The sequence below is a fragment of the Prauserella halophila genome (assembly GCF_024171895.1).
In the GTDB taxonomy this organism is placed as follows: Bacteria; Actinomycetota; Actinomycetes; order Mycobacteriales; family Pseudonocardiaceae; genus Prauserella; species Prauserella halophila.
The window spans coordinates 358,648-379,052 of the sequence record NZ_JAMTCQ010000012.1 but is presented as its reverse complement, the minus strand read 5'-3'; the positions used below and the strand labels follow the sequence as shown (position 1 = coordinate 379,052).

Genomic DNA, 20,405 nt, shown 5'->3' with positions numbered 1-20,405 from the left:
CCCGGTCGGCTCCATGAACGGGACATGCGCGATGGTCGTTCATTTCGCCTCCACCTCCGGCAGCGGCACGTCCTCGGGCGCCGCGGGTGCCGTCCAGCTGCGGTCCGCGGCCAGCTGGGCGCCACGCATCGTCTCGACGGCCTGCGACGGTCCGTCCACATCGGTCCAGAACTCGTCGTCGTCCTCCGGCAGCAGGCCTGCCAGCTGCCGCTCCACGGTCTTGAAATCCGACAGCGGAGCCCCGCGGGTCGGATGCGGCTTGTCGCCGCGCCGCAACGCGTCGACGAGTTCGACCGCGCCCGCCTCGGTCTGGTTGTCGAAGTACTCGTAGTTGACCTGCAACACCGGGGCCAGGTCGCACGCGGCGAGACATTCGGCGTGCTCGAGCATGAGCGAACCACTCTCGCCGGGCGTACCCGCGACCTCCTCGTGGCCGAGCGGCGCACCGTCGGAACCGAGGTGCTGCTGCAGCCGCTTGTAGATCGCGTCGCCGCCCATCGCCGCGCACAGCGTGTTCGTGCACACGCTCACCAGATGCTCACCGCACGGCTTGCGCTTGTACATCGTGTAGAACGTCGCGACGGCCGCGACCTCGGCTTCCGACAGTCCGAGCTGCTCGGCGCAGAACGCCATGCCCTCCTGGCTGACGTGTCCCTCGACGGACTGCACCAGGTGCAGCAGCGGCAACAGTGCGGACCGCGACTGCGGGTACCGGCCGATCAGCTCGCGCGCGTCGGCGACCGTGTCCTCGCCGAACCGGGTCGCCGTGCTCGGGGTGTCGTCGTTCGGGGTACCGCTGCTCATCGGTCCACTCCCCCCATCACCGGATCGATCGATGCGACGGCCGCGATGACGTCGGCGACCAGGCCGCCCTCCGACATCGCCGGCATCGCCTGGAGATTCACGAAACTCGGTTCGCGCGTGTGCACCCGCATCGGGCGCGTCCCGCCGTCGGAGACGAGATGGAACCCGAGCTCGCCGCGCGGCGACTCGACCGTCGAGTACACCTGACCCGGCGGCACCCGGAACCCCTCGGTGACCAGCTTGAAGTGGTGAATCAGCGACTCCATCGACTGGCCCATGATCTTGCGGACGTGCTCGAGCGAGTTGCCCATGCCGTCACTGGAGACCGACAGCTGCGCCGGCCAGGCGACCTTGCGGTCCTCGACCATCACCGGACCGGGCTCGAGCTTCTCGAGGACCTGCCGGATGATCCGCAACGACTGGCGCATCTCCTCGACCCGCAGCAGATACCGGGCCCAGCAGTCGGCATCCGTCGACGTCGGCACCTCGAAGTCGAACTCCTCGTAACAGGAGTACGGATCGGTCTTACGCAGATCCCACGCCACCCCGGCCGACCGCAGCACCGGGCCGGTCACGCCGAGCGCCAGGCACGCGTCGAGCGGCAGGTACCCCACACCCTTGAGCCGGTTGCGCCAGATCGGCTGACCGGTGAAGAGCTTGTCGTAGAGCGGCAGCCGCTCGTCCATGAGCTCGCAGAACTCGGTGACCTTCTCGACGAAGTCCTCCGGCATGTCCTGCGCCAGCCCACCGGGACGGATGAACGCGTGGTTCATCCGCAGACCCGTCAGGTGCTCGAGCAGGTGCAGTACCTCCTCGCGCTCGCGGAAACCCAGCGTCATCGCCGTCGTGGCACCGAGCTCCATGCCGCCGGTGGCGATGTAGACGAAGTGCGACCCGATGCGGTTGATCTCCATGAGCAGCACCCGCAACAACTGCGCACGGCGCGGCACCTCGAGCTCGAGCAGCTTCTCCACCGCGAGGCAGTAGCCCATCTCGTTGAACAGCGGAGACAGGTAGTCCATGCGCGTCACGAACGTGACGCCCTGCGTCCAGTTGCGGTACTCGCAGTTCTTCTCGATACCCGTGTGCAGATAACCGATCACCGACCGGAGCTGCGTGACGGTCTCGCCCTCCATCTCCAGCACCAGGCGCAGCACACCGTGCGTCGACGGGTGCTGCGGGCCCATGTTGATGACCATGCGCTCGTCGTGGGACGCATCGGAGAGCACGTCGTCCCAGTCACCACCGCTGACGGTGTAGACCGGGCCCTCGGTGGTCTCCCGCGGCTCGGCGTACGGCGTGCTGTCCGAACCCTCCGGAGTCGTGTCCGTGCCCGTGGACACGTCGGCGATGTGGTCGCTAGTGGTCATGGCGCCTCCAGCGGGCAAGAAACGGGCGGTGTTTTCCGCGCCTCCAGCGGGAACACGTACTTCGGCGGTGTCCTCCGCGCCTCCAGCGGGAACACATACTTCGGCGGTGTCCTCCGCGCCTCCAGCGGGAACACGTACTTCGGCGGAAAGCTCACGAGTACGACCTCCGCGTGTCCGGCGGCGGGATCTCCGCGCCCTTGTACTCCACGGGAATCCCACCGAGCGGGTAGTCCTTGCGCTGCGGATGCCCTTCCCAGTCGTCGGGCATGAGGATGCGGGTCAGCGCGGGGTGGCCGTCGTAGACGATGCCGAACATGTCGTAGGCCTCGCGCTCGTGCCAGTCCGCCGTCGGGTAGACGTCCACGACGGACGGCACGTGGGGGTCCTCGATGTCCATCGTGACCTCGAGGCGAATGCGGCGCCGGTAGGTCATCGACAGCAGGTGATACACCGAGTGCAGCCGTTGCGGCACGTCCTCGCCGTAGTCCACACCGGACAGCGAACTGCACATCTCGAAGCGCAGCCCCTCGTCGTCGCGCAGCACCCGGCAGATCGCGACGAGGTGCTCCCGGTCGACGTAGAAGGTGATCTCGCCACGGTCGACGGTCACCTGCAGGATCGCCTCCACCGGAATACCGTTCTCGGCGAGCGCGGCGTAGAACTCGTCGGCGAAGTCGTCGAACCAGCCGCCGTAGGGACGTTCCGCGGGCGGCGGCGAGTACGCGGGCAGGCGCAGTCCGCCGTAGCCCGACGTGTCACCGCTGCCGGAGACGCCGAACATGCCCCTGCGCTCGTGACCGGCAACCACCCGGGCGGGCTCGGAGCCGTGCGGCTCGAGACCGGACTCGGGGCGTTCGGCGCTCGAGTTCTCCCCGCCGGTCCGTGGGTTCTGCGTGTCCTCGTCAGCCATGGCCTCGCCCTACTTCTTCGCGTACTTGACGGACGACGGGATGATCTCCGTCTCGGCACCGCTCTCGGCGCGCAACTGCGCACGGCGGGCGTTGATCGGTTCGTCCTGGACCTTCGCGTGCAGCTTGAGAATCGCGTCGAGCAGCATCTCCGGCCGCGGCGGGCAACCGGGCAGGTACATGTCGACCGGCACGATGTGGTCGACGCCCTGCACGACCGCGTAGTTGTTGAACATGCCGCCCGATGAGGCGCACACGCCCATCGCGAGCACCCAGCGCGGCTCGGCCATCTGGTCGTAGATCTGCCGCAGGACCGGCGCCATCTTCTGCGTCACACGGCCCGCGACGATCATCAGGTCCGCCTGCCGGGGCGTGGCGCTGAAGCGCTCCATGCCGAAGCGCGCGAGGTCGTAGCGCGACCCGCCGCTGGTCATCATCTCGATGGCACAGCACGCGAGGCCGAACGTCGCCGGCCACATCGAGTTCTTGCGCGCCCAGTTGACGACGCCCTCGAGCGAGGCGAGCAGGATTCCGTTGGGGAGTTTCTCCTCAAGACCCATGGCGCATCAGTTCCAATCCAGGCCGCCGCGGCGCCACACGTAGAAGTCGGCGATGAAGAACGTCGCGATGAACAGCGCCACGGCGCCGAGCCCCCACAACCCGAGCGCGTCCGCGGCGATGGCGTACGGGAAGAGGAAGACCATCTCGATGTCGAAGAGGATGAACAGCATCGCCGTGACGTAGTAGGCGACGGGCATCCGGCCCGCGCCCGCGATCGGCTGCGGCGACGGTTCGATCCCGCATTCGTAGGCGGTCGTCTTCGCCTTGTTGTAGCGGCTCGGGCCGACGAGCGGGCCCAGCAGCACCGAGACCACTCCGAACCCGGTCGCGAGAACGATCAGCAACACCAGGGGCAGGTAGATCCCGATGCCGGCCGCCGCATCCTGGGCCAGCAGCTGCCCGCCGGCCAGCACCTGATCGGCCGGGGTCTCGGTGAGACCCGGGCCTGCCGGCGCGTGCTCGGCCGGAGCCCGGCTCGCCGAAGCGAATCCGGCCGGCGCGAACGTGACGTTCACTGCGGGCACCATCCTTTCCGCGACGTTGCGTTCGGACGTAGTTGGGTTTGTCGACGCTGTTGGGTGTGTCGGCGCTGTTGGGTGTTTCGGCGTTGTTGGGTGTGTCGGCGTTGTGGGTACTGCCGGTCCGCCGGTGGCCGTGACGCGGACTACGCCCCTGCCACGCTCCCGGCGGTGCAGATCACAGCGATCTGCACGCCCGTGCATGCGCCCGTGGTGGCACGCGACGCACTGACGTCGTGAAATCGTTCACAAGCATCTCTAAGTGGTTGTGAACCGCTTCACAAAGCATGGGGTCAGTGTAGGACGCGAGTCACACGGTGTCGCTAGCCCCCGGCAGATCCCTGACGACTGAGGCAGACCTAAGTCGTGGGGCTGATCCCCGCCGTCATCGACGGCCGCACCGGCCATCACCAGCACAAAAGGATCACCGACGGCAGTGGCCATGTCGATCATGAAATCGGACGTGATGAATGCCACGCCGCACGCCGGGCCGCGAGGGGTCGCGGCCGGGCGGTTCAGGCGCTCGGCGTCACGCGCGAGGCCGCGGCGATGATGCGATCGACGGCGTCGCCGCCCTTCTCGTCGAAGCAGCCCGACAGGCCCTTGTAGACGAGCGGAATGATCGGGTTGACGCGCAGCCCGTACTTCGTGGCGGCACGCATGACCTTCGGCTTGCCGATGAGCTTGGCGAACGTGTTGCCCAGCCGGTAGTAGCCACCCATCAGGTCGGCCACGGCACGCGGGTAGCCGGCGAGCGCACGCTCCCGCGACGGCCCCTCCGGGCGGGCGAGGGCCTGCACGACGTGCTCGGCCGCCAGTTGTGCGGACTCCATCGCGGCCGAGATGCCCTCGCCGTTGAACGGGCTGACCATGCCGCCCGCGTCGCCGAGCAACAGCAGCCCGTCGCGGTAGTGCGGCGTGCGATTGAAGCCCATCGGCAGTCCGGCACCGCCGACCTTGCCGACGGCGTTCTCCTCGCGGTAGCCCCATTCCTCGGGCGTACTGTCGAGCCAGGAACGCAGCAGCTTCCGGTAGTTGATGTTGCGGAACGACCCCGACGTCGACAGCATGCCCAGCCCGACGTTGACCGTGCCGTCACCGAGCGGGAAGGCCCACCCGTAGCCGGGCAGCAGTTTCGGGTTCGCCGGGTCGGCGCGGTCCCACAGTTCGAGGTGGCCCTCGATGTACTCCTCGTTGTGCCGCGGGCTCGTGTAGTAGCGGCGGACGGCGACGCCCATCGGGCGGTTGTCGCTCTTCTCGATGCCGACCGACAGCGCCAGGCGCGCGGACACGCCGTCGCACGCGAGCACGAGCGGGGCGCGGTAGCTCACCGGCTGTTTGTCGGGGCCTGCCTTGCCTTCGACGCCGACGACGCGACCGGTGCGTTCGTCGGTGAGCGCGCCGGTGACCGTGGTGCGTTCCTGCAGCCGCGCGCCCGCGTCGACGGCGGTGCGCGCGAGGAGCTCGTCGAAGTCGTGGCGGGTGCGGGACACCCCGTACGGCGGGTAGCTCGTCAGGTCGGGCCAGTCGAGCTGCAGGTGCAGGTCGCCGGTGATGATCCGCAGACCCTTGCTGAACGTCCAGCCCGCCTCCGGGCTCAGGTCCAGGCCGAGGTCGATCAGCTGCTTGACCCCGCGCGGGGTCAGCCCGTCACCGCACACCTTCTCGCGCGGGAACGTGGTCTTCTCCAACAGCAGCACGTCCACGCCCGCACGGGCGAGGTACGTGGCGACGGTCGAGCCCGCCGGTCCCGCTCCGACGACGATGACCTCGGCATCCTGAGTCATGGGTCGATTTTGGCAGGGCTGCCTGCCGGCTCGGGCGCCGGTGGCTGTTCGGGCTCGGGTTTGCGGGCCCGGTGCAGGGCGACGGCGCCGAAGGTGAGGTTGAGCCATTCGACCTTCGTCCAGCCCGCCGAGGCGATGACCTCGCCCAACGACCGCTGGTCGTGCCAGGTCAGCATGGATTCGGCGAGGTAGCCGTACGCCTCCGGGTTGGATGCGGCGCGGCGGCCGAGCCACGTCAGCAGCCGCAGCACGATCTTGCGGTAGACGAACCGGATCGGCGCGAACGTCGGCGTCGACACCTCACAGATCACGAGCCTGCCGCCGGGTTTGACGACCCGCATGATCTCGACGAGCGCGGCCTTCGTGTCGACGAAGTTGCGCAGCCCGAAGGTGACCGTCGCGGCATCGAACGACTCGTCGGCGAACGGCAGGGTGAGGGCATCGGCGGCGACCATCGGAAGGCCCCGGTCGCGGCCGTTGCGGAGCATCTGGAGTGAGAAGTCGGCGGCGACGCACCAGGCGCCGTCACGGGCGTACTCCTCGGTGGACACGCCGGTGCCTGCGGCGAGGTCGAGCACCCGCTCGCCTTCGCGTGCGTCCAGGGCTCCGGCCGTCGTGGCCCGCCAGCGCCGGTCGAAACCGAAGGTCATGACCGAGTTGGCACGGTCGTAGCCGGCCGCAACACCGTCGAACATGGCGGCGACCTCGCGAGGGTCCTTGTCCAGCGACGCACGAGACATGGTTGGAGCTTAGGTGGCCACGCGGAGCGTGTCTCCTTGGGTGGTGGTGGGCGAAGGGCCGGCAGCCCGGCCACGCGGCACGTGCGGCGCGGCCGCCGAGTACCCGAGGTCTACGGGGTACGCGGGGTGATGCCGAGCAGCGCGGCGGCCAGGTCGAGCGCGGTGTCGATCTCGGGCTCGGGCTTGCCGAGCAGCGGGGCGTAGAGGTGCGCATCGCACATGCGGATGACGGCTTGTCCGAGGACGTCCGGCGGCAGCGTCAGTTCCAGCCTGCCTGCGGCGTGCTCCTGCGTCAGCAGCTCGGCGACGAGCCGGGTCGACGTGTGCTCGACGGGCCCCGGCATCAGCGCGACGCGGACGAACAGCAACGGCTCCCGCTTCGACAGCGCTTGCAGGGGCGCCGCGTCGGACACGGCGCGCATGAACCGCTCCAGCACGGCGAGCACGCGGTCGGCTCCGGTCTCGGCCGTGGCGACGCGGTCGGCCGTGCGGCGGAACGTGAGGTCGGTCTGCTCGGCCAGCACGGTGGCGACGAGTTCTTCGCGGTTGCCGGCCAGCCGGTAGAGCGTGGAGCGGCCGATGCCGAGTTCGGTGGCGAGCGCGGACATGTCCAACGGTGAGCAGGCCAGATAGTGCCGGGTCGCGGCGTCGATGACGGCCCGTCGGCTCAGCCGGGTGCCGAGGCGTGCGCCCGACCGGTTCTGCAGGTCGCCCATGCGATCAAGTATGAGACAAATCTTGACTCTGTGTCAGTAGCGGGACAAACTTGCCGACTGTCCCGCTGCGATCCGCGATACATGATCCGCGGTGCATCGTGCGCTTCAACGAGGAGGCATTCAGTTGACGGAGGTCCCGAGCGTCCGCGGTCCGATACCCGTCGATCGGCTGGGGAACACGCTCATGCACGAGCACGTGTTCGTGCTGGGCGAGGAGATGCGGCAGAACTACCCGGACTATCCGAACCGCTGGGACGAGGACCGCCGGGTCGCGGACGCGGTCGACAAACTGCAGCAGTGCAAGTCCCGGGGCATCGACACGATCGTCGACCCCACCGTGATCGGCCTCGGCCGTTACATCCCGCGCATTCAGCGGATCAACGAGCAGGTCGACATCAACATCATCGCCGCGACCGGCTTGTACACCTACAACGACGTCCCGTTCCAGTTCCACCACACGGGTCCGGGGCTGCTGTTCGACCGGCCGGAGCCGATGGTCGAGCTGTTCGTGACCGATATTCGCGAGGGAATCGCCGACACCCGGGTCAAGGCCGGGCTGTTGAAGTGCGCCATCGAGGAGCAGGGCCTGACCCCGGGCGTGGAACGCGTGATGCGCGCGGTCGGACAGGCACACGTCGAGACGGGCGTGCCGATCACCGTGCACACCAACGTCCACACCCAGTCGGGGCTGGTCGCGCAGAAGGTGCTCGCCGAGGAGGGCGTGGACCTGAGCAAGGTCGTCATCGGGCACTCGGGCGACAGCACCGACCTGGATCACCTGTGCGCGCTGGCCGACGCGGGGTCGTACCTCGGCATGGACCGATTCGGACTGGACGTGCTGCTGCCGTTCCAGCAGCGCGTCGACACCGTGGCCGAACTCGCCAAGCGCGGCTATGCCGAGAAGATGGTGCTCTCGCACGACGCCTCGTGCTTCATCGACTGGTTCTCCGAGGAGGACAAGGCCGCGGCGGTCCCCAACTGGATCTACACGCACATCAGCGACGACGTGCTGCCGGCGCTGCGTGAGCGCGGAGTCACCGACGAACAGATCGACACGATGCTGGTGGGAAATCCGCGGCGATACTTCGCCTAGGACCACTTCGGACAGTGCTACCCCGGACAGCGCTTGCTCCGGACAGCGCTTGCTCCGGACAGCACTTGCTCCGGACAGCACTTGCTCCGGACAGCGCTTGCTCCGGAAAGTGTCACTTCGAACCGGCAACTTCGAACCGGCCACGTCGGCCGGGGTGCCGTCACACGCAGCCGTGCGGCAACGCGGTCGCCGACGATGCCGGGCTCCGACGAGGGAGGACAGCGACGATGGCTACCAGCCCGGCAGTGATCGAGATTCCCCGCCGCCACAACCCCTTCCCGGCCGACGGCGTGTCGAGCCGCGACGGTGCGCCGCACTACGACGACCTGCCGGAAACGCTGCTCGACCTGCTCCGGACGCAGGTCGACACGCGTCCGGACAGCGAGGCCGTGGTGGAGCTGGGCGCGGAGCGGCTGACCTACCGGCAGTTGTGGGAGCGTGCGTCCCGCGTCGCCGGAGGACTGTGGGCCCGCGGTGTCGGCCCGGGTGACCGCGTGGCGGTTCGCTACGCCGCGGGCACGAACTGGGTACTGGCGTTCTGGGGAACGGTGATGGCGGGCGCCGTGGCGGTCGCCGTCAACACGCGTTCGGCGCAGCCCGAGGTCGAGTTCGTCCTGTCCGACGCGGGAACGGCGGTGGACCTCGCTGCCGACACGCCGCTGCCCGACGGCGAACCGTACGTCACCGAGCATGCGACGGCCGACGACGTGGCCGCGTTATTCTACACCTCCGGCACGACCGGCAACCCCAAGGGAGTGCCCACCACCCACGAGGCGTTCGTGACCAACGCCGAGAACATGGCTCACTGCCTCGGGGTCCCACGCGACGTGGGTGAGGAACTGCGGACGCTGATCTCGGTGCCGCTGTTCCACGTGACGGGCTGCAACTCGCAGTTGCTGACCGCCGTCCACCTCGGCGGCACCGCGGTCGTCATGCCGTCGCTGGATGTCGGAGAGCTGATCTCCGCCGTGTCCGCGGAACGCATCTCGTTTCTGGTCACCGTGCCCGCGGTGTACGCGTTGGCACTGCGCCGCGATGCCTTCGCCGATGCGGACGTCTCGGGCGTGCGCTGGGTCGGTTACGGCGGAGCGCCGATCGAGCCCTCGCTGGTGGTCTCGCTCAAGCGGGCGTTTCCCGGCGCGCAGCTGTTCAACGGGTACGGCATGACCGAAACAGCCTCGCTCATGACGATCCTGCCCGATCACGACGCGGTCGATCACGCCGACTCGGTGGGGTACGCGGTCCCGTCGGTGCGGCTCGGCATCGTGCCCGTCGGCGACGACCCCGCGGTGGGCGAACTGGTGGCGCGCGGCGCCAACGTGACCCGTGGCTACTGGAACCGCCCCGACGCCGATGCTGCGACCATTGTGGACGGTTGGTTGCACACCGGCGACGTCGTCCGCGTCGACGACGCGGGGCGCGTGCACATCGTCGACCGGGTCAAGGACATCATCAACCGGGGCGGCGAGAACATCTCCAGCATCGAGGTCGAAGCCGCACTGGCGGACGCGCCCGGTGTCGCCGAGGCGGCCGTGGTCGCCGTGTCCGACGAAGTGATGGGTGAGAAGGTCGGCGCAGTGATCCACGGCAGCGGTGAACGGGTCGACGTCGACGCGGTGATCGAGCACTGCCGCGAGCAGCTTGCCGAGTTCAAGCTCCCGCAATACGTGGTGGTCTCCGACCGGCCGCTGCCCCGGAATCCCGGCGGCAAGCTGCTCAAGAGCCGGTTGCGCAGCGACGTCGAATGGGGCGATCCCCTGCGGTGAGGAGCGGACCGCCGAACGGCTCCGTGTTCCGGCAGGTGCAGGGCGGTCCGGCCTCCCCGGTCAGGGCAACGACTGCCAGGTGGCGAGGAACGTGTTCGTCAGGGTGCCGTGATCGCCGGGCAGGCAGTGGAGGCCGCCGTCGGGGTCGGTGAACGTGACGACGCGTCCCCGGTCGCGGATGTCGACGACGGTGAACGGTTTGCTGTTGCGGTAGCCGCCGTCGGACGTGCGGCCCCCGGCGTACACCTGGTGCACGCCCAGCCGCGGCGCTTTCATCACGTTTTCGAGTTGCTTTTCCGGGCTCTGTTTCGCGGCGAACATGTCGTGGTTCTCGTCGCGCTGCGCGAAATTCTGTTTCGTCGTGTGCAGCGGCGGGACCGACGCGGGCGGGAATTCGGGAAGTTCGGAGAGAAATCCGTCGATCAGCTCGTCCTCGCCGGTGGTCGCCAGCGTCACCAGGTCACCGTCCACTTGCACCCCGACGGTCACGCCACCGCCGGATGCGGCGGCGAACTGGAGTTTCCCGTGGGCGGTTTCGCTGTAGCAGTACAGGTCCCGGACCGGTGAGTTCAGCACGCGCAGTGCGACGCGGAATTCGCGGGTGGGCGTGTCACCCTCGGCGAGTCCCAGCTGTTCCAGTGCGGAAAAGCAGGCGCGGTCGGTCCCGCCCTTGAGGTCCATGGGCACGTATTTCGTGCGCGCGCCGAGAACGGGGTGGGTCTCGCCGAGCCCTTCGAGTTCCCACACGTGCAGCAGGATCTCCCGTGGCAGCACGACGGGTCGGGTCAGGACGGCCATGAGGGGTTACTCGCCGATGGTGGGCGGGGTGACGACGTGTCCGGTGACGGGATCGCGCAGCACTTCCTCGCCCTCGGTGAGGTCGAACGCCTCGTCGGTGTCGGCGATGTACTTGCGCTGGTGCTCCTCCTCGTCACCACCGCCCTGGCCGCCACGGCCCGCGCCGCCCATACCGCCCATCATGCCGCCGCGGCCACCGCCCGAGGACGAAGCGGCACCCGCACCACCGGCCGCGCCGGCACCACCGGAGCCCGTCGGGCCGAAACCACCGGGGGACGCGCCGGTCATCCTGCCCGAGCCCGGTGCCGCGCCGGAGCCGGGCGCGCCGCTGCCACCCGCGCCGCCCGCGCCGGAATAACCGCCGCCCGCGCCGCCGGAGTAGCCGCCCGCACGTCCCATGCCGGGGGCCGAGGAGCGTCCGCCCGTGCCGCCGCTGGACGAGCCGCCGCCGGGGCCGAACCCGCTCGTTCCCGGCGTTCCCCTCGGGCCGAAACCGGTCGAACCGAAGCCCGTGGTGCCGGACGTGCCGCCGTTCGGACCGAAACCGGTGTTGCCCGGCACACCGCCGGGGGCGTTCGGACCCGGATAGTTCGCCGCGGGCGGGGTCACCGTGCTCGGCGGGGTGTAGCCGGAGGTGCCGGTGTCATCGTTCGGGGTCGGGCCCGGGTTCGACGACCGGTAGCCGTCACCGGGCGGAACGGACCGGTCACTGGGCTCCGGGCCGCCGCCGACCGGGCCGACGGGAGCGACCGGACGGCCCGTGTCACCGCCGCCGTCACCGGGGCCGGGAATGTCGATGACCCCCGAGCCCGAGTCGTCGCCGGAGTCGGACCCGCCGCGCTCGAAGGAGCCGAAGTCGCCGCCGAGGTCCTCGATCCGCCCGAAGTCGGCCTGCATGTCGTAGGCGGACTGGCGGACATCGCCCTCGTAGCCGGAGTACATCGTCCGGACCGCGTCGACATCCGCCTTGTACTGGTTGGCCGCGTCCTCGGCATCGGTGTCCCACGGCGTGACGGAATCCCACATGCCCGTCTCGGGCGGCTTGGAGGGCACGTCGGGAAGCCGGTTCTTGATGCCCTCGAACTGCCCGGAGTTCGAGGTGAAGTACTCGGCATTGCGCCCGTAGAGGTCGGCCGCGTCCTGTGTCACCTTGATACTGGACCCGATGGCCTCGGAGGCGGCGTCGGCGCCCGCCCCGGACCAGGAACTCTCCAGAGCCTGAAGCATCTCCCGCCCCTTGTTGGCGGCGTTGTCACTGGCGGTCGCGACGCCGGACATCTCCTCGGCCGTGGTCTGCCACTTCGCCGCGTCCCCCTCGCGAACTCGACGCACCAGTTCGTGCACATCCATCGCCCCGGAGAACGGGTTGATCTGCTCCAGCAGGACCTTGCCCTTCTGCACGTCCAGCTCGTCCAGTAATCCGAACAACTTCCCCATCACGGTCCCCCTATGCCCCGCGACCCTTCGACGTCCCGCAGCAATCCTCGATACGGACATCATGCCAGATTCGTACGGTTCAGGCCTTCGCCTTCAGATTGCCCACGACCCGTTCCATCACGATGCGCGAAGCCTCACACGGATCGTCGCCCTCCTCAGCACTCTTGGAACCGACGCCCAAGGTCATGATCACGGCGTACTCGTCCGAGATGCCGACTACGGTCGAGCATGTTCGTTTGTCGTCGCTATGCCAGTACTGCACTGCTGGAAAACCGTCAATGGGTTCAACCTCCGCGAAGTGGTCGGCCTGCGGCTTGATATTGGCGTAGGCCGTACTGAGTCCTCCACCGGTCGCAGTGGCGTAGTTCAGCGTGAACCCCGCCAGAGCCTCCTGGTTCGACCAGCGACACCCCGGTCCCAGCCGTGGTTCGTCGGCGTCCTCGCTCGTCACGGCGTCACCGAAGAACTTCTCGGCCTGGGCCTTCGTCAACGCATCGCTACACGGATCACCATCGAGGACGGACCTCGGGAGCGGATTCGTGACGGCAGGCGCACCGCTGTGCGGCAGCTCCTGGGCGTCGCCCGAGGCGCTACTCGGGGCGGCAGTCACAGTCGACGCGGCCGGGCTGGACGGCTGGGGCTGCGCCTGGCCGTCGAACTCACCACCCGAACACGCCGTCGCCACCATCGCCACGGCAGCCAACGCCGCGATCCTGACCGGGCACCTCAACCGAACATTCCTCCGCTGGACTTCTTCGCGTCCTCGCCCGCCTGCTCGTCCGTCTCGTAGTAGGCCTCGAGCGCCTTCTCCAGCTTCACCGCGATGTCGGTGTAGCGCTGCGTCCCAGCGATCACGAATCGCACGGCCGCATCCGACTCGGCCAGATCCTCCTCAGAACCGAGCAGCGTCCCCGCTACGCCTTTCGTCTGGGACGGCATCAGGCCAGATTCGTACGATTCAGGCCTTCGCCTTCAGATTGCCGACGACACGTTCCATCACCATGCGACCCGCTTCGCACGGATCGTCGCCTTCCTCAGCTCCATTCGTACCCACAGACAACGTCGATATCAGGGAATATTCGTCGGCCAGACCGACCGAAGTCGTGCACATGAGATCATCCGTGCTCTCCTTGTATTGGACAGCGGGGAACCCCTCGACTTGATCGACCTCGTTGAACAAGGCCATCTTGGGTTTGGCATTGGCGTAATCCGCACTCAGCCCGTCGCCTCCAGCTGTTGCATAGCGAAGGCTGAACGACGCCCTCGTATCTTGGTTCGACCAATAACAGCCCACACCAATTTCCTCCAGGTCATCCCGCTCAGCCGAGACTCCTTCGCCCAGCAGTTCCTCGGCCTGGCCGCCAGTCAGGGCATCTGCACATGGGTCGCCATTGAGGGTCGACTTCGGGAGCGGGTTCGTGACGGCGGGCGCCCCGCTGTGCGGCAGCTCCTGGTGGTCGTCCGAGGCGCTACTCGGCGCTGCCGTCACGGTTGACGCGGCCGGGCTGGACGGCTGGGGTTGCGCCTGGCCGTCGGACTCACTCGAGCAGGCCGTCGCCACCACGGCCACAGCTGCCAACGCCGCGGCCCTGACCGGGTACCTCAATCGATCAGCCCTCCGCTGGACTTCTTCGCGTCCTTGCCCGCCTGCTCGTCCGTCTCGTAGTAGGCCTCGAGCGCCTTCTCCAACTTCACCGCGATGTCGGTGTAGCGCTGCGTCCCAGCGATCACGAATCGCACGGCCGCATCCGACTCGGCCAGATCCTCCTCAGAACCGAGCAGCGTCCCCGCTACGCCTTTCGTCTGGGACGGCATCAGGCCAGATTCGTACGGTTCAGGCCTTCGCCTTCAGATTGCCGACGACACGTTCCATCACCATGCGACCCGCGTCACACGGGTCCTGGACCTCTTCAGCGCGATTGGGGCCGATGGCTAACGACATGACCAATCCGTACTCATCTGCGAGCCCGACCACAGTGGTGCATGTGCGGTCCACGTCGCTCTCGTGGTACTGCACCGCGGGAAAACCCTCGAAAGGCTCGATCTCGTTGAATTCCCTCCGCCGTTTGGCGTTGGCATACGCGCCGCTCAAGCCCTGACCATCCGCAACGTCGTAGTTCAGGACGAATGAGGCCAAAGTGTCCTGGTTCGACCAGCTACACCCTGGTCCCAGTCTCGGCTCGTCTGCATCGTCACTCGTGGCCGCACCCCCGAGGAACTCCTTCACCTGGGCCTTCGTCAGCGCATCGGTACACGGGTCACCGTCGAGGACGGACTTCGGGAGCGGGTTTTTCACGGCGGGTGCCCCGCTGTGCGGCAGCTCCCGGTCGTCGTCCGCGGCGCTGCTCGGAGCTGCCGACGTAGTCGATTCCGCCGGGCTGGAAGGCTCCGGCTGCGGCTGACCGTCGGACTCACTCCCGCACGCCGTCGCCACCATCGCCACGGCGGCCAACGCCGCGGCCCTGACCACGTACTTCAACCGAGCAGCCCTCCGCTGGACTTCTTCGCGTCCTTGCCCGCCTGCTCGTCCGTCTCGTTATAGATCTCGAGCGCCTTCTCCAGCTTCACCGCGATGTCGGTATAGCGCTGCCACTGCGCCTTGACACTGTCAGCACCGAGACCGAACATCGGGACCGCGACCGACTGGAACGCCTCACTACCGGGGTCTTTGGCGGGCGGCTCGCTTTTGATCAATCCTTCAGCTTTGAGATACTGCTCCTGCATCTCCATCGCGATCGACTTGGCCTGCTTGACCATGTCTTCGGCGCTCTCCGGGTCCATCTCGAATCCCCCGGAACCCGGACCGGAGGTCACGTCGCCCTTCAGCCAACCCTCGGCAGTCGCGGATCCTTTGTCGCCCTTCACCGCGAACATCGCCTGGTCCCAGAAGCTGCCGCCGCTCGTACTCGCTTCGCCACTGCCCCTCGTACTGGCTTCGCCACTGCCGCTTGTACTGCCTTCGATACTGACTTCGCCACTGGCTTCGGCACCGGCGAACGCACCGGCACCGCCGTCGTTGCCCTGGGACATGTCCGAACCCTCCCCCGTTGCTCACCTCAGGTCGTGCAGCAGCCCAGCGTAACGGAGAGCTGACACTCCGGGAGGAAAATACCTGATCAGCGAGCTGAATCACAGCGATCCCCGACCGACCGGACGCTCACACCGGATCGCCGCACCCGCGCGTGCGGGACGTCCTCACGCCGCTCGCAGGATCTGGCCGCGGACCGCGTCGTAATGGCCCACCAGTTTCCCGCAGACGGCGGGCCAGGTGCGGCCGAGCACCGCGGTGCGGCCCGCCTCCCCCAGCCGTCTGCGCCGGTCCGGATCGCGCAGCAGGTCGAGCACGCCGGGCAGCATGTGGGCGAACGCATCAGGCTCCGGGGGCAGCAGGTACCCGGTCGAGCCGTGGTCGACGAGGTCGCGCGGGCCGCCCGCGGCCGGTGCGATCACCGGCAGGCCCGAGGCCATCGCCTCCTGCACGGTCTGGCAGAACGTCTCGTGCGGTCCGGTGTGGACGAACACGTCGAGGCTCGCGTAGCTGCGGGCGAGCTCGTCGCCGTAGCGCACCCCGAGGAACACCGCACCGGGCAGCGCCTCGCGCAGCGATTCGCGTTCCGGGCCGTCGCCGACGATCACCACCCGCACCCCGGGAACAGCCGCGAGCGCGGCGAGCCTGCCGACCTCCTTCTCCGGGGCGAGCCTGCCGACGAAGCCGATGAGCAGTTCGCCGTCCGGGGCCAGCTCGGCACGCAGGTCCGCGTCGGCGTGGGCGGGGTCGAACCGCTCGAGGTCCACCCCACGTCCCCAGCGATGCACCCGCGGAACGCCGTGCAGCCGCAGCTGGTGTGCCGAGTCCGACGACGGCGCGAGGGTGCGATCGGCCCGCGAATGCAGCCTGCGCACCCACCGCCACGCCGCCCTTGCGCCGAGCCCGAGCCCGTACGCCTCGGCGAATCCGGGGATGTCGGTCTGGTACACCGCAACCGTCGGCACGCCGAGTCGGCGGGCGGCTGCCAGCCCGCGCGCACCCACCACGAACGGCGACGCCAGATGCACCACGTCCGGACCGAAGGCCGCCAGCGCCGTCAGCACCGTGCGCGTCGGCACGCCCACCGGCAGGGTGTCGACCACCGGCAGGTCCACGGCGGGCACCCGCACGACCGGCGCGCCGCAGTACTCCTCGGGTCCGGCACCCGGCGCGACGACCAGCACGTCGTCACCGCGGGACGTCAGGTACTCCACGACCCGCAGCACGGAGTTGGTCACGCCGTTGACCTGCGGCAGGAAGCTCTCGGTGACGATGGCAACGCGCACGGGCCCAGCGTTCCCGGCTCCGGCGGCCGTCCCGCCACTCCCGCGTAACGCGCCGGGGAACGCGCGCCGAACACTGTCGCCGGTGCCGTATGCCCGGTGCCGTCGTCGCCGGTGCAGCCGTCGCCGGAGAGGCACCGTCACGGGAGGAGCGGCCCGTCACGAGGGGAAGATTCGGGGCTTTGAGCGCCCCGAAGGTGCCCTTCGGGGCACGACGTGGCGTCCCTCGGTCGAGTCGTCGTCGGATCGCGGGTGGGGTGTCACCTGCACGTCGCACGCAGGTCACTCGCCGCCGCCACATTGGAGCGGCATGACCCTCTCGTCCCGAACGCTGCGCACGGTCGACCCCGGACTGCTCTCCCGCGCACTGGAAGTGGCAGGCCGCCTCGCCACCGACGCCACCGACGTGATCACCGCGACAGCGGGCCGCGGCGCACGGCCGACCACGAAGGAATCGCCATTCGACTGGGTCACCGACACCGACCGCACCCTGGAACGGCACACTCGCCGCGTGCTGGCCGCGGAGTTTCCCGGCATCCCGGTGGTCGGCGAGGAGTACGACGACGACACGGGCGCTGACGGGGCCGAGTACCGCTGGGTGGTCGATCCGGTGGACGGCACGGCCAACTACGTGGCGGGCATTCCGTGGTGCTCCTACAGCCTCGCGCTGGTCGACGCGGACGGTCCGGTCGTCGGTGTGGTGGCGGACCCGTACCGGGGGCAGATCTACACCGCGGGGCGCGGCCGCGGGGCCCGCGCCAACGGCACGCTCGTCCAGGTGCCGGGACGTACCAGGACGGCGGGCTCGATCGTGTGCACCGAGCTCAGCGGCGGTAATGCGTGGCCGGGCCTGTCACGGTTCCTCGACAGCGCGGCGGCCGCCCACACCGGCACCCGCGTGCTCGGTTCGTCGGCACTCGCGGTCACACAGGTCGCGCTGGGGCACGCGGTCGCCGCCGTACTGCACGGATACCGCGAATGGGACATCGCGGGTGCGCTCGGAGTGGCCGTCGAAGCGGGCGCCGTCGTGCTCGACCGCCGCGGCGGCACCGCGGTGCTGCCGCCCGACGGGGTCCTCGTGGCGGCCCCTGACGTGGCCGACGAGGTCCTCTCCTGGTGGTCGAGCTGCCGGGAGTGACGGCCCGCCGGCCGGCGGGCCGGGCTCGGGTCGTGCGGTTGTCCACGTGGTGCGCGGCAGAGCCCGACGCGACGATGTCAGGCCGCGGCCTGCCTGCGGCGACGGTGCGGCGCGATGCGCCCGCCCGCCTGCCGTCGCAGCAGCCACAGCAACGGCCCGGCGACCAGCCACGTGAACAGCGCGGTCGTGCCCGTCGGCAGCAGCGTGAGCACCCACGTGCGGCCCGCGACCTTCACCAGGTCCGGCTCGGTGGTGTCGTACTCGACGCGCACGAGCTGCCCCTGGCTCAGCCCCTGCGGGTACAGCACGCCGAGGTCGGGGTTGTGCGATTCGCCGTCGGGGGTGTCGAAGCGGATGAGGGTGCGATCCCACGTGACCTGCTCGACCTGGGCGACGGCGGCGCCGTGGTTCTCGGCGATGTCGCGGTCGTTGACCCACGCACCCGCGGACAGCACAGCGCATTCGAGGGTGATCAGCAGCGCGAGGCCGAGCACGACCCACGCGCCGATACGCCACGCACGTTGCCTGCGCGGATCGGAAGCGGTCACGCCCGGGATCCTAGTTCTCCCTCCCGCCCGTCTCCGTCCACCACCCGCGCCGGAGAGGCGACCACCACCGGCTCGGCACCCACCAGGGCACGCACAGCGCGCCAGGACGGGAAACGATTACGACCACGCTGCACTGCCGGCTCAGCCGGAGACGGCCGCCGTCACCGCATCGCGCAGCGCGGCGTGCAGCTCGCGGTGACGGCTCCGGTCGGCCCGCACCTCGATGACCCGCAGCCCCGGTTCGGGCGCCAGCGCGGCGCGGAACTCCTCGAGGTCGCCCGCTCGGCGGTACGGCACCCCGTAGGCCGCGCACAGCGCGCCGAGGTCGGCGCCGTGCGGGGTGCCGAAGATCCGCTCGAACCCGTCGCGGTGTTCCGGCGCGCCCTGCTCCAGCAGCGAGAAAATGCCGCCGCCGTCGTCGTTCACGACGATGATCGCCAGGTCGGGACGGTCCTCGGCGGGACCGATGAGCAGGCCGTTGCTGTCGTGCAGGAACGTCAGGTCGCCGAGCAGCGCGTACGACGGCCCGCGGTGCACACTCGCGGCGCCGACGGCGGTCGACACGGTGCCGTCGATGCCCGCCACTCCGCGGTTGCGGTGCACGAGGACGTCGGGCCGCCTGCCACCGACGAGCGCGACGTCGCGCGCCGGGTTCGACGAGCCGACCACGAGCAGCGAATCCCGCGGCAGGCCGTGCACCAGTTCCTCGGCGACCCGCAGTCCGCTGGGCCACGGCTCGCGCGCGAGCGTGTCGTGGACCGCCTCGACCGCCGCGGCGTCGGCGCACTGCCAGCGCGCGAGCCACTCCGGGTCGGACGGTTTCGTCGGCGCGTCGAACCACTGCCCCACCTGGCGCACGTTGTGGGCCGGCGCGGGCCAGTCGGAATCGGGGCGCACGAGCAGCACCTCGACGGCCGGATCCGACAGCAGCCGCTGCACCTGGCGAAACACCGTCGGCCTGCCGATGCACAGCACCTGTTCCGGTTTGTGTTCGGCCAGGAACTCCTCGACGCCCAGCAGCCACGGCCCGCCGGGGATCGCCGTGTCGCCGCCCAGCCCGAGGCCGCCGGTCTCCGACAGCACCGGCCAGCCGTGTTCGGCGGCCCATTCGCTCGCCGCGTGCACCCCGGCGTCGCAGGCGATGACCAGGCCCTGCCGCGTGGACGGCATCACGAACGACGGCAGGGCGCCGTACTCGGGCAGCTCGGTCCAACGCGCGCCGCGGGGCCTGCCGTCGAGAGGTTCGTACCACTCGGAGCCGGCGGAGACACCGCCCACCGAGCCGACGGAGACACCGCCCGACGCCCCGCCACTGTCGTCGCCCGCGGCGGGCACGAGGGGTTCGCGGAAGGGCACGTTCAGGTGGACCGGGCCGCACCGCCACTCGCCGTAGGCCGCGTTCCAGGCGCGGCAGACCTGACTGCGCCAGTAGGCGTTCTGCCCCGCGCGGGCTTCGGCGACGGCGAGCTCGTCGAAGTAGCGCACCGCACCGCCGTAGAGGCGTTGCTGGTCGATCACCTGGTTCGCGCCGGCCGCGCGCAGTTCCGGCGGCCGGTCGGCGGTGAGCACGATCAGCGGCACCCCGGCGCGGTCGGCTTCGAGCACCGCGGGGTGGAAGTTGGCCGCCGCCGTCCCCGAGGTGCACACGAGCGCGACGGGACGTCCGGTGCGGGCCGCGATCCCCAGTGCGAGGAATCCGGCGCCGCGTTCGTCGATGCGCACGTGCAGGGTCAGCTTGCCCGCCGTCTCCGCGTCGGACAGCGCGAGCGACAGCGGCGCGTTGCGCGACCCGGGGCACAGCACGACGTGCGAGACGGTGTTGCGCACCAGCTCGTCGACGATGACCCTCGCCTGCGCGGTGGAAGGGTTCACGTGCGAGCCCCCTCGGCTGTTCGGGTGGAACCGCCTAT

General features: G+C 69.4%; 22 protein-coding genes. 3 read left to right on the top strand and 19 right to left on the bottom strand.

Annotated elements, in window-relative coordinates:
• Nucleotides 1-39 precede the first annotated feature (39 nt).
• The 8 genes from nuoE to LY41_RS18945 form a co-directional block, all read right to left on the bottom strand.
• Nucleotides 40-804 (bottom strand): NADH-quinone oxidoreductase subunit NuoE, encoded by a 765-nt coding sequence (nuoE, locus tag LY41_RS18980; RefSeq protein WP_253865447.1) that lies wholly within the window; start codon nt 802-804, stop codon nt 40-42.
• Entirely contained in the window at nt 801-2,174 is a 1,374-nt protein-coding gene (locus tag LY41_RS18975) for an NADH-quinone oxidoreductase subunit D (RefSeq protein WP_253865446.1), read from the bottom strand. The genes nuoE and LY41_RS18975 overlap by 4 nt, the downstream gene beginning before the upstream one ends.
• A 151-nt stretch (nt 2,175-2,325) precedes the next feature.
• Nucleotides 2,326-3,084: an NADH-quinone oxidoreductase subunit C gene (locus tag LY41_RS18970; protein WP_253865445.1), complete on the bottom strand. Its 759-nt coding sequence runs from the start codon at nt 3,082-3,084 to the stop codon at nt 2,326-2,328.
• Nucleotides 3,085-3,093: 9 nt separating this feature from the next.
• Complete coding sequence (locus LY41_RS18965; protein ID WP_253865443.1) at nt 3,094-3,642, bottom strand: NuoB/complex I 20 kDa subunit family protein; 549 nt, start codon at nt 3,640-3,642, stop codon at nt 3,094-3,096.
• 6 nt (nt 3,643-3,648) lie between these two features.
• Nucleotides 3,649-4,056 carry an NADH-quinone oxidoreductase subunit A gene (locus LY41_RS18960; RefSeq protein WP_253865584.1) on the bottom strand — a complete coding sequence of 136 codons (408 nt, stop codon included), beginning with the start codon at nt 4,054-4,056 and terminating at the stop codon, nt 3,649-3,651.
• A gap of 620 nt (nt 4,057-4,676) precedes the next feature.
• Nucleotides 4,677-5,948: a geranylgeranyl reductase family protein gene (locus LY41_RS18955; RefSeq protein WP_253865441.1), complete on the bottom strand. Its 1,272-nt coding sequence runs from the start codon at nt 5,946-5,948 to the stop codon at nt 4,677-4,679.
• The gene (locus tag LY41_RS18950; RefSeq protein WP_253865439.1) at nt 5,945-6,688 is read right to left on the bottom strand and encodes a class I SAM-dependent methyltransferase; all 744 of its coding nucleotides are present in this window, start codon (nt 6,686-6,688) and stop codon (nt 5,945-5,947) included. The genes LY41_RS18955 and LY41_RS18950 overlap by 4 nt, the downstream gene beginning before the upstream one ends.
• A 110-nt stretch (nt 6,689-6,798) precedes the next feature.
• Nucleotides 6,799-7,404: a QsdR family transcriptional regulator gene (locus tag LY41_RS18945; RefSeq protein ID WP_253865438.1), complete on the bottom strand. Its 606-nt coding sequence runs from the start codon at nt 7,402-7,404 to the stop codon at nt 6,799-6,801.
• A 124-nt stretch (nt 7,405-7,528) separates the two neighbouring features.
• Here LY41_RS18945 and LY41_RS18940 point away from each other — a divergent pair, with 124 nt between their 5' ends.
• On the top strand, nt 7,529-8,497 hold the full coding sequence (locus tag LY41_RS18940; protein WP_301297284.1) for a phosphotriesterase family protein: 969 nt from the start codon (nt 7,529-7,531) through the stop codon (nt 8,495-8,497).
• A gap of 227 nt (nt 8,498-8,724) precedes the next feature.
• Nucleotides 8,725-10,263 (top strand): class I adenylate-forming enzyme family protein, encoded by a 1,539-nt coding sequence (locus LY41_RS18935; RefSeq protein WP_253865435.1) that lies wholly within the window; start codon nt 8,725-8,727, stop codon nt 10,261-10,263.
• Between the two features lie 60 nt (nt 10,264-10,323).
• Here LY41_RS18935 and LY41_RS18930 read toward each other — a convergent pair whose 3' ends face one another.
• The 9 genes from LY41_RS18930 to LY41_RS18890 all read right to left on the bottom strand — a co-directional run bounded on the left by LY41_RS18930 (nt 10,324) and on the right by LY41_RS18890 (nt 16,812).
• Entirely contained in the window at nt 10,324-11,061 is a 738-nt protein-coding gene (locus tag LY41_RS18930) for an ESX secretion-associated protein EspG (protein WP_253865433.1), read from the bottom strand.
• A 6-nt stretch (nt 11,062-11,067) separates the two neighbouring features.
• Nucleotides 11,068-12,498 carry a hypothetical protein gene (locus LY41_RS18925; RefSeq protein ID WP_253865431.1) on the bottom strand — a complete coding sequence of 477 codons (1,431 nt, stop codon included), beginning with the start codon at nt 12,496-12,498 and terminating at the stop codon, nt 11,068-11,070.
• Nucleotides 12,499-12,577: 79 nt separating this feature from the next.
• Complete coding sequence (locus LY41_RS18920; protein ID WP_253865429.1) at nt 12,578-13,186, bottom strand: DUF3558 domain-containing protein; 609 nt, start codon at nt 13,184-13,186, stop codon at nt 12,578-12,580.
• A gap of 38 nt (nt 13,187-13,224) precedes the next feature.
• On the bottom strand, nt 13,225-13,437 hold the full coding sequence (locus tag LY41_RS18915; RefSeq protein ID WP_253865427.1) for a hypothetical protein: 213 nt from the start codon (nt 13,435-13,437) through the stop codon (nt 13,225-13,227).
• Nucleotides 13,438-13,456: 19 nt separating this feature from the next.
• The gene (locus LY41_RS18910; RefSeq protein ID WP_253865425.1) at nt 13,457-14,068 is read right to left on the bottom strand and encodes a DUF3558 domain-containing protein; all 612 of its coding nucleotides are present in this window, start codon (nt 14,066-14,068) and stop codon (nt 13,457-13,459) included.
• Nucleotides 14,069-14,100: 32 nt separating this feature from the next.
• A complete protein-coding gene (locus LY41_RS18905) occupies nt 14,101-14,313 on the bottom strand; it encodes a hypothetical protein (RefSeq protein ID WP_253865423.1) in 213 nt (70 codons plus the stop codon).
• Nucleotides 14,314-14,332: 19 nt separating this feature from the next.
• Nucleotides 14,333-14,968 (bottom strand): DUF3558 domain-containing protein, encoded by a 636-nt coding sequence (locus LY41_RS18900; protein WP_253865582.1) that lies wholly within the window; start codon nt 14,966-14,968, stop codon nt 14,333-14,335.
• Between the two features lie 5 nt (nt 14,969-14,973).
• Nucleotides 14,974-15,528 (bottom strand): hypothetical protein, encoded by a 555-nt coding sequence (locus LY41_RS18895; RefSeq protein ID WP_253865422.1) that lies wholly within the window; start codon nt 15,526-15,528, stop codon nt 14,974-14,976.
• A gap of 165 nt (nt 15,529-15,693) precedes the next feature.
• On the bottom strand, nt 15,694-16,812 hold the full coding sequence (locus tag LY41_RS18890; RefSeq protein WP_253865421.1) for a glycosyltransferase family 4 protein: 1,119 nt from the start codon (nt 16,810-16,812) through the stop codon (nt 15,694-15,696).
• Nucleotides 16,813-17,119: 307 nt separating this feature from the next.
• On the opposite strand from LY41_RS18890, the gene LY41_RS18885 reads away from it, so the two are divergent.
• Nucleotides 17,120-17,947 (top strand): inositol monophosphatase family protein, encoded by an 828-nt coding sequence (locus LY41_RS18885; protein WP_253865419.1) that lies wholly within the window; start codon nt 17,120-17,122, stop codon nt 17,945-17,947.
• Nucleotides 17,948-18,024: 77 nt separating this feature from the next.
• Here LY41_RS18885 and LY41_RS18880 read toward each other — a convergent pair whose 3' ends face one another.
• Nucleotides 18,025-18,495 (bottom strand): DUF3592 domain-containing protein, encoded by a 471-nt coding sequence (locus LY41_RS18880; RefSeq protein ID WP_253865417.1) that lies wholly within the window; start codon nt 18,493-18,495, stop codon nt 18,025-18,027.
• Between the two features lie 141 nt (nt 18,496-18,636).
• A complete protein-coding gene (menD, locus tag LY41_RS18875; RefSeq protein WP_253865416.1) occupies nt 18,637-20,367 on the bottom strand; it encodes a 2-succinyl-5-enolpyruvyl-6-hydroxy-3-cyclohexene-1-carboxylic-acid synthase in 1,731 nt (576 codons plus the stop codon).
• Nucleotides 20,368-20,405 lie beyond the last annotated feature (38 nt).

Coding starts and splice junctions, on each gene's coding strand:
- LY41_RS18955 (WP_253865441.1), bottom strand. CDS start 5,948: ATGACTCAGGATGCCGAGGTCATCGTCGTCGGAGCGGGACCGGCGGGC.
- LY41_RS18950 (WP_253865439.1), bottom strand. CDS start 6,688: ATGTCTCGTGCGTCGCTGGACAAGGACCCTCGCGAGGTCGCCGCCATG.
- LY41_RS18895 (WP_253865422.1), bottom strand. CDS start 15,528: ATGTCCCAGGGCAACGACGGCGGTGCCGGTGCGTTCGCCGGTGCCGAA.
- nuoE (WP_253865447.1), bottom strand. CDS start 804: ATGAGCAGCGGTACCCCGAACGACGACACCCCGAGCACGGCGACCCGG.
- LY41_RS18975 (WP_253865446.1), bottom strand. CDS start 2,174: ATGACCACTAGCGACCACATCGCCGACGTGTCCACGGGCACGGACACG.
- LY41_RS18965 (WP_253865443.1), bottom strand. CDS start 3,642: ATGGGTCTTGAGGAGAAACTCCCCAACGGAATCCTGCTCGCCTCGCTC.
- LY41_RS18915 (WP_253865427.1), bottom strand. CDS start 13,437: ATGCCGTCCCAGACGAAAGGCGTAGCGGGGACGCTGCTCGGTTCTGAG.
- LY41_RS18930 (WP_253865433.1), bottom strand. CDS start 11,061: ATGGCCGTCCTGACCCGACCCGTCGTGCTGCCACGGGAGATCCTGCTG.
- LY41_RS18885 (WP_253865419.1), top strand. CDS start 17,120: ATGACCCTCTCGTCCCGAACGCTGCGCACGGTCGACCCCGGACTGCTC.
- LY41_RS18920 (WP_253865429.1), bottom strand. CDS start 13,186: ATGGTGGCGACGGCGTGTTCGGGTGGTGAGTTCGACGGCCAGGCGCAG.
- LY41_RS18935 (WP_253865435.1), top strand. CDS start 8,725: ATGGCTACCAGCCCGGCAGTGATCGAGATTCCCCGCCGCCACAACCCC.
- LY41_RS18925 (WP_253865431.1), bottom strand. CDS start 12,498: ATGGGGAAGTTGTTCGGATTACTGGACGAGCTGGACGTGCAGAAGGGC.
- LY41_RS18970 (WP_253865445.1), bottom strand. CDS start 3,084: ATGGCTGACGAGGACACGCAGAACCCACGGACCGGCGGGGAGAACTCG.
- LY41_RS18905 (WP_253865423.1), bottom strand. CDS start 14,313: ATGCCGTCCCAGACGAAAGGCGTAGCGGGGACGCTGCTCGGTTCTGAG.
- LY41_RS18945 (WP_253865438.1), bottom strand. CDS start 7,404: ATGGGCGACCTGCAGAACCGGTCGGGCGCACGCCTCGGCACCCGGCTG.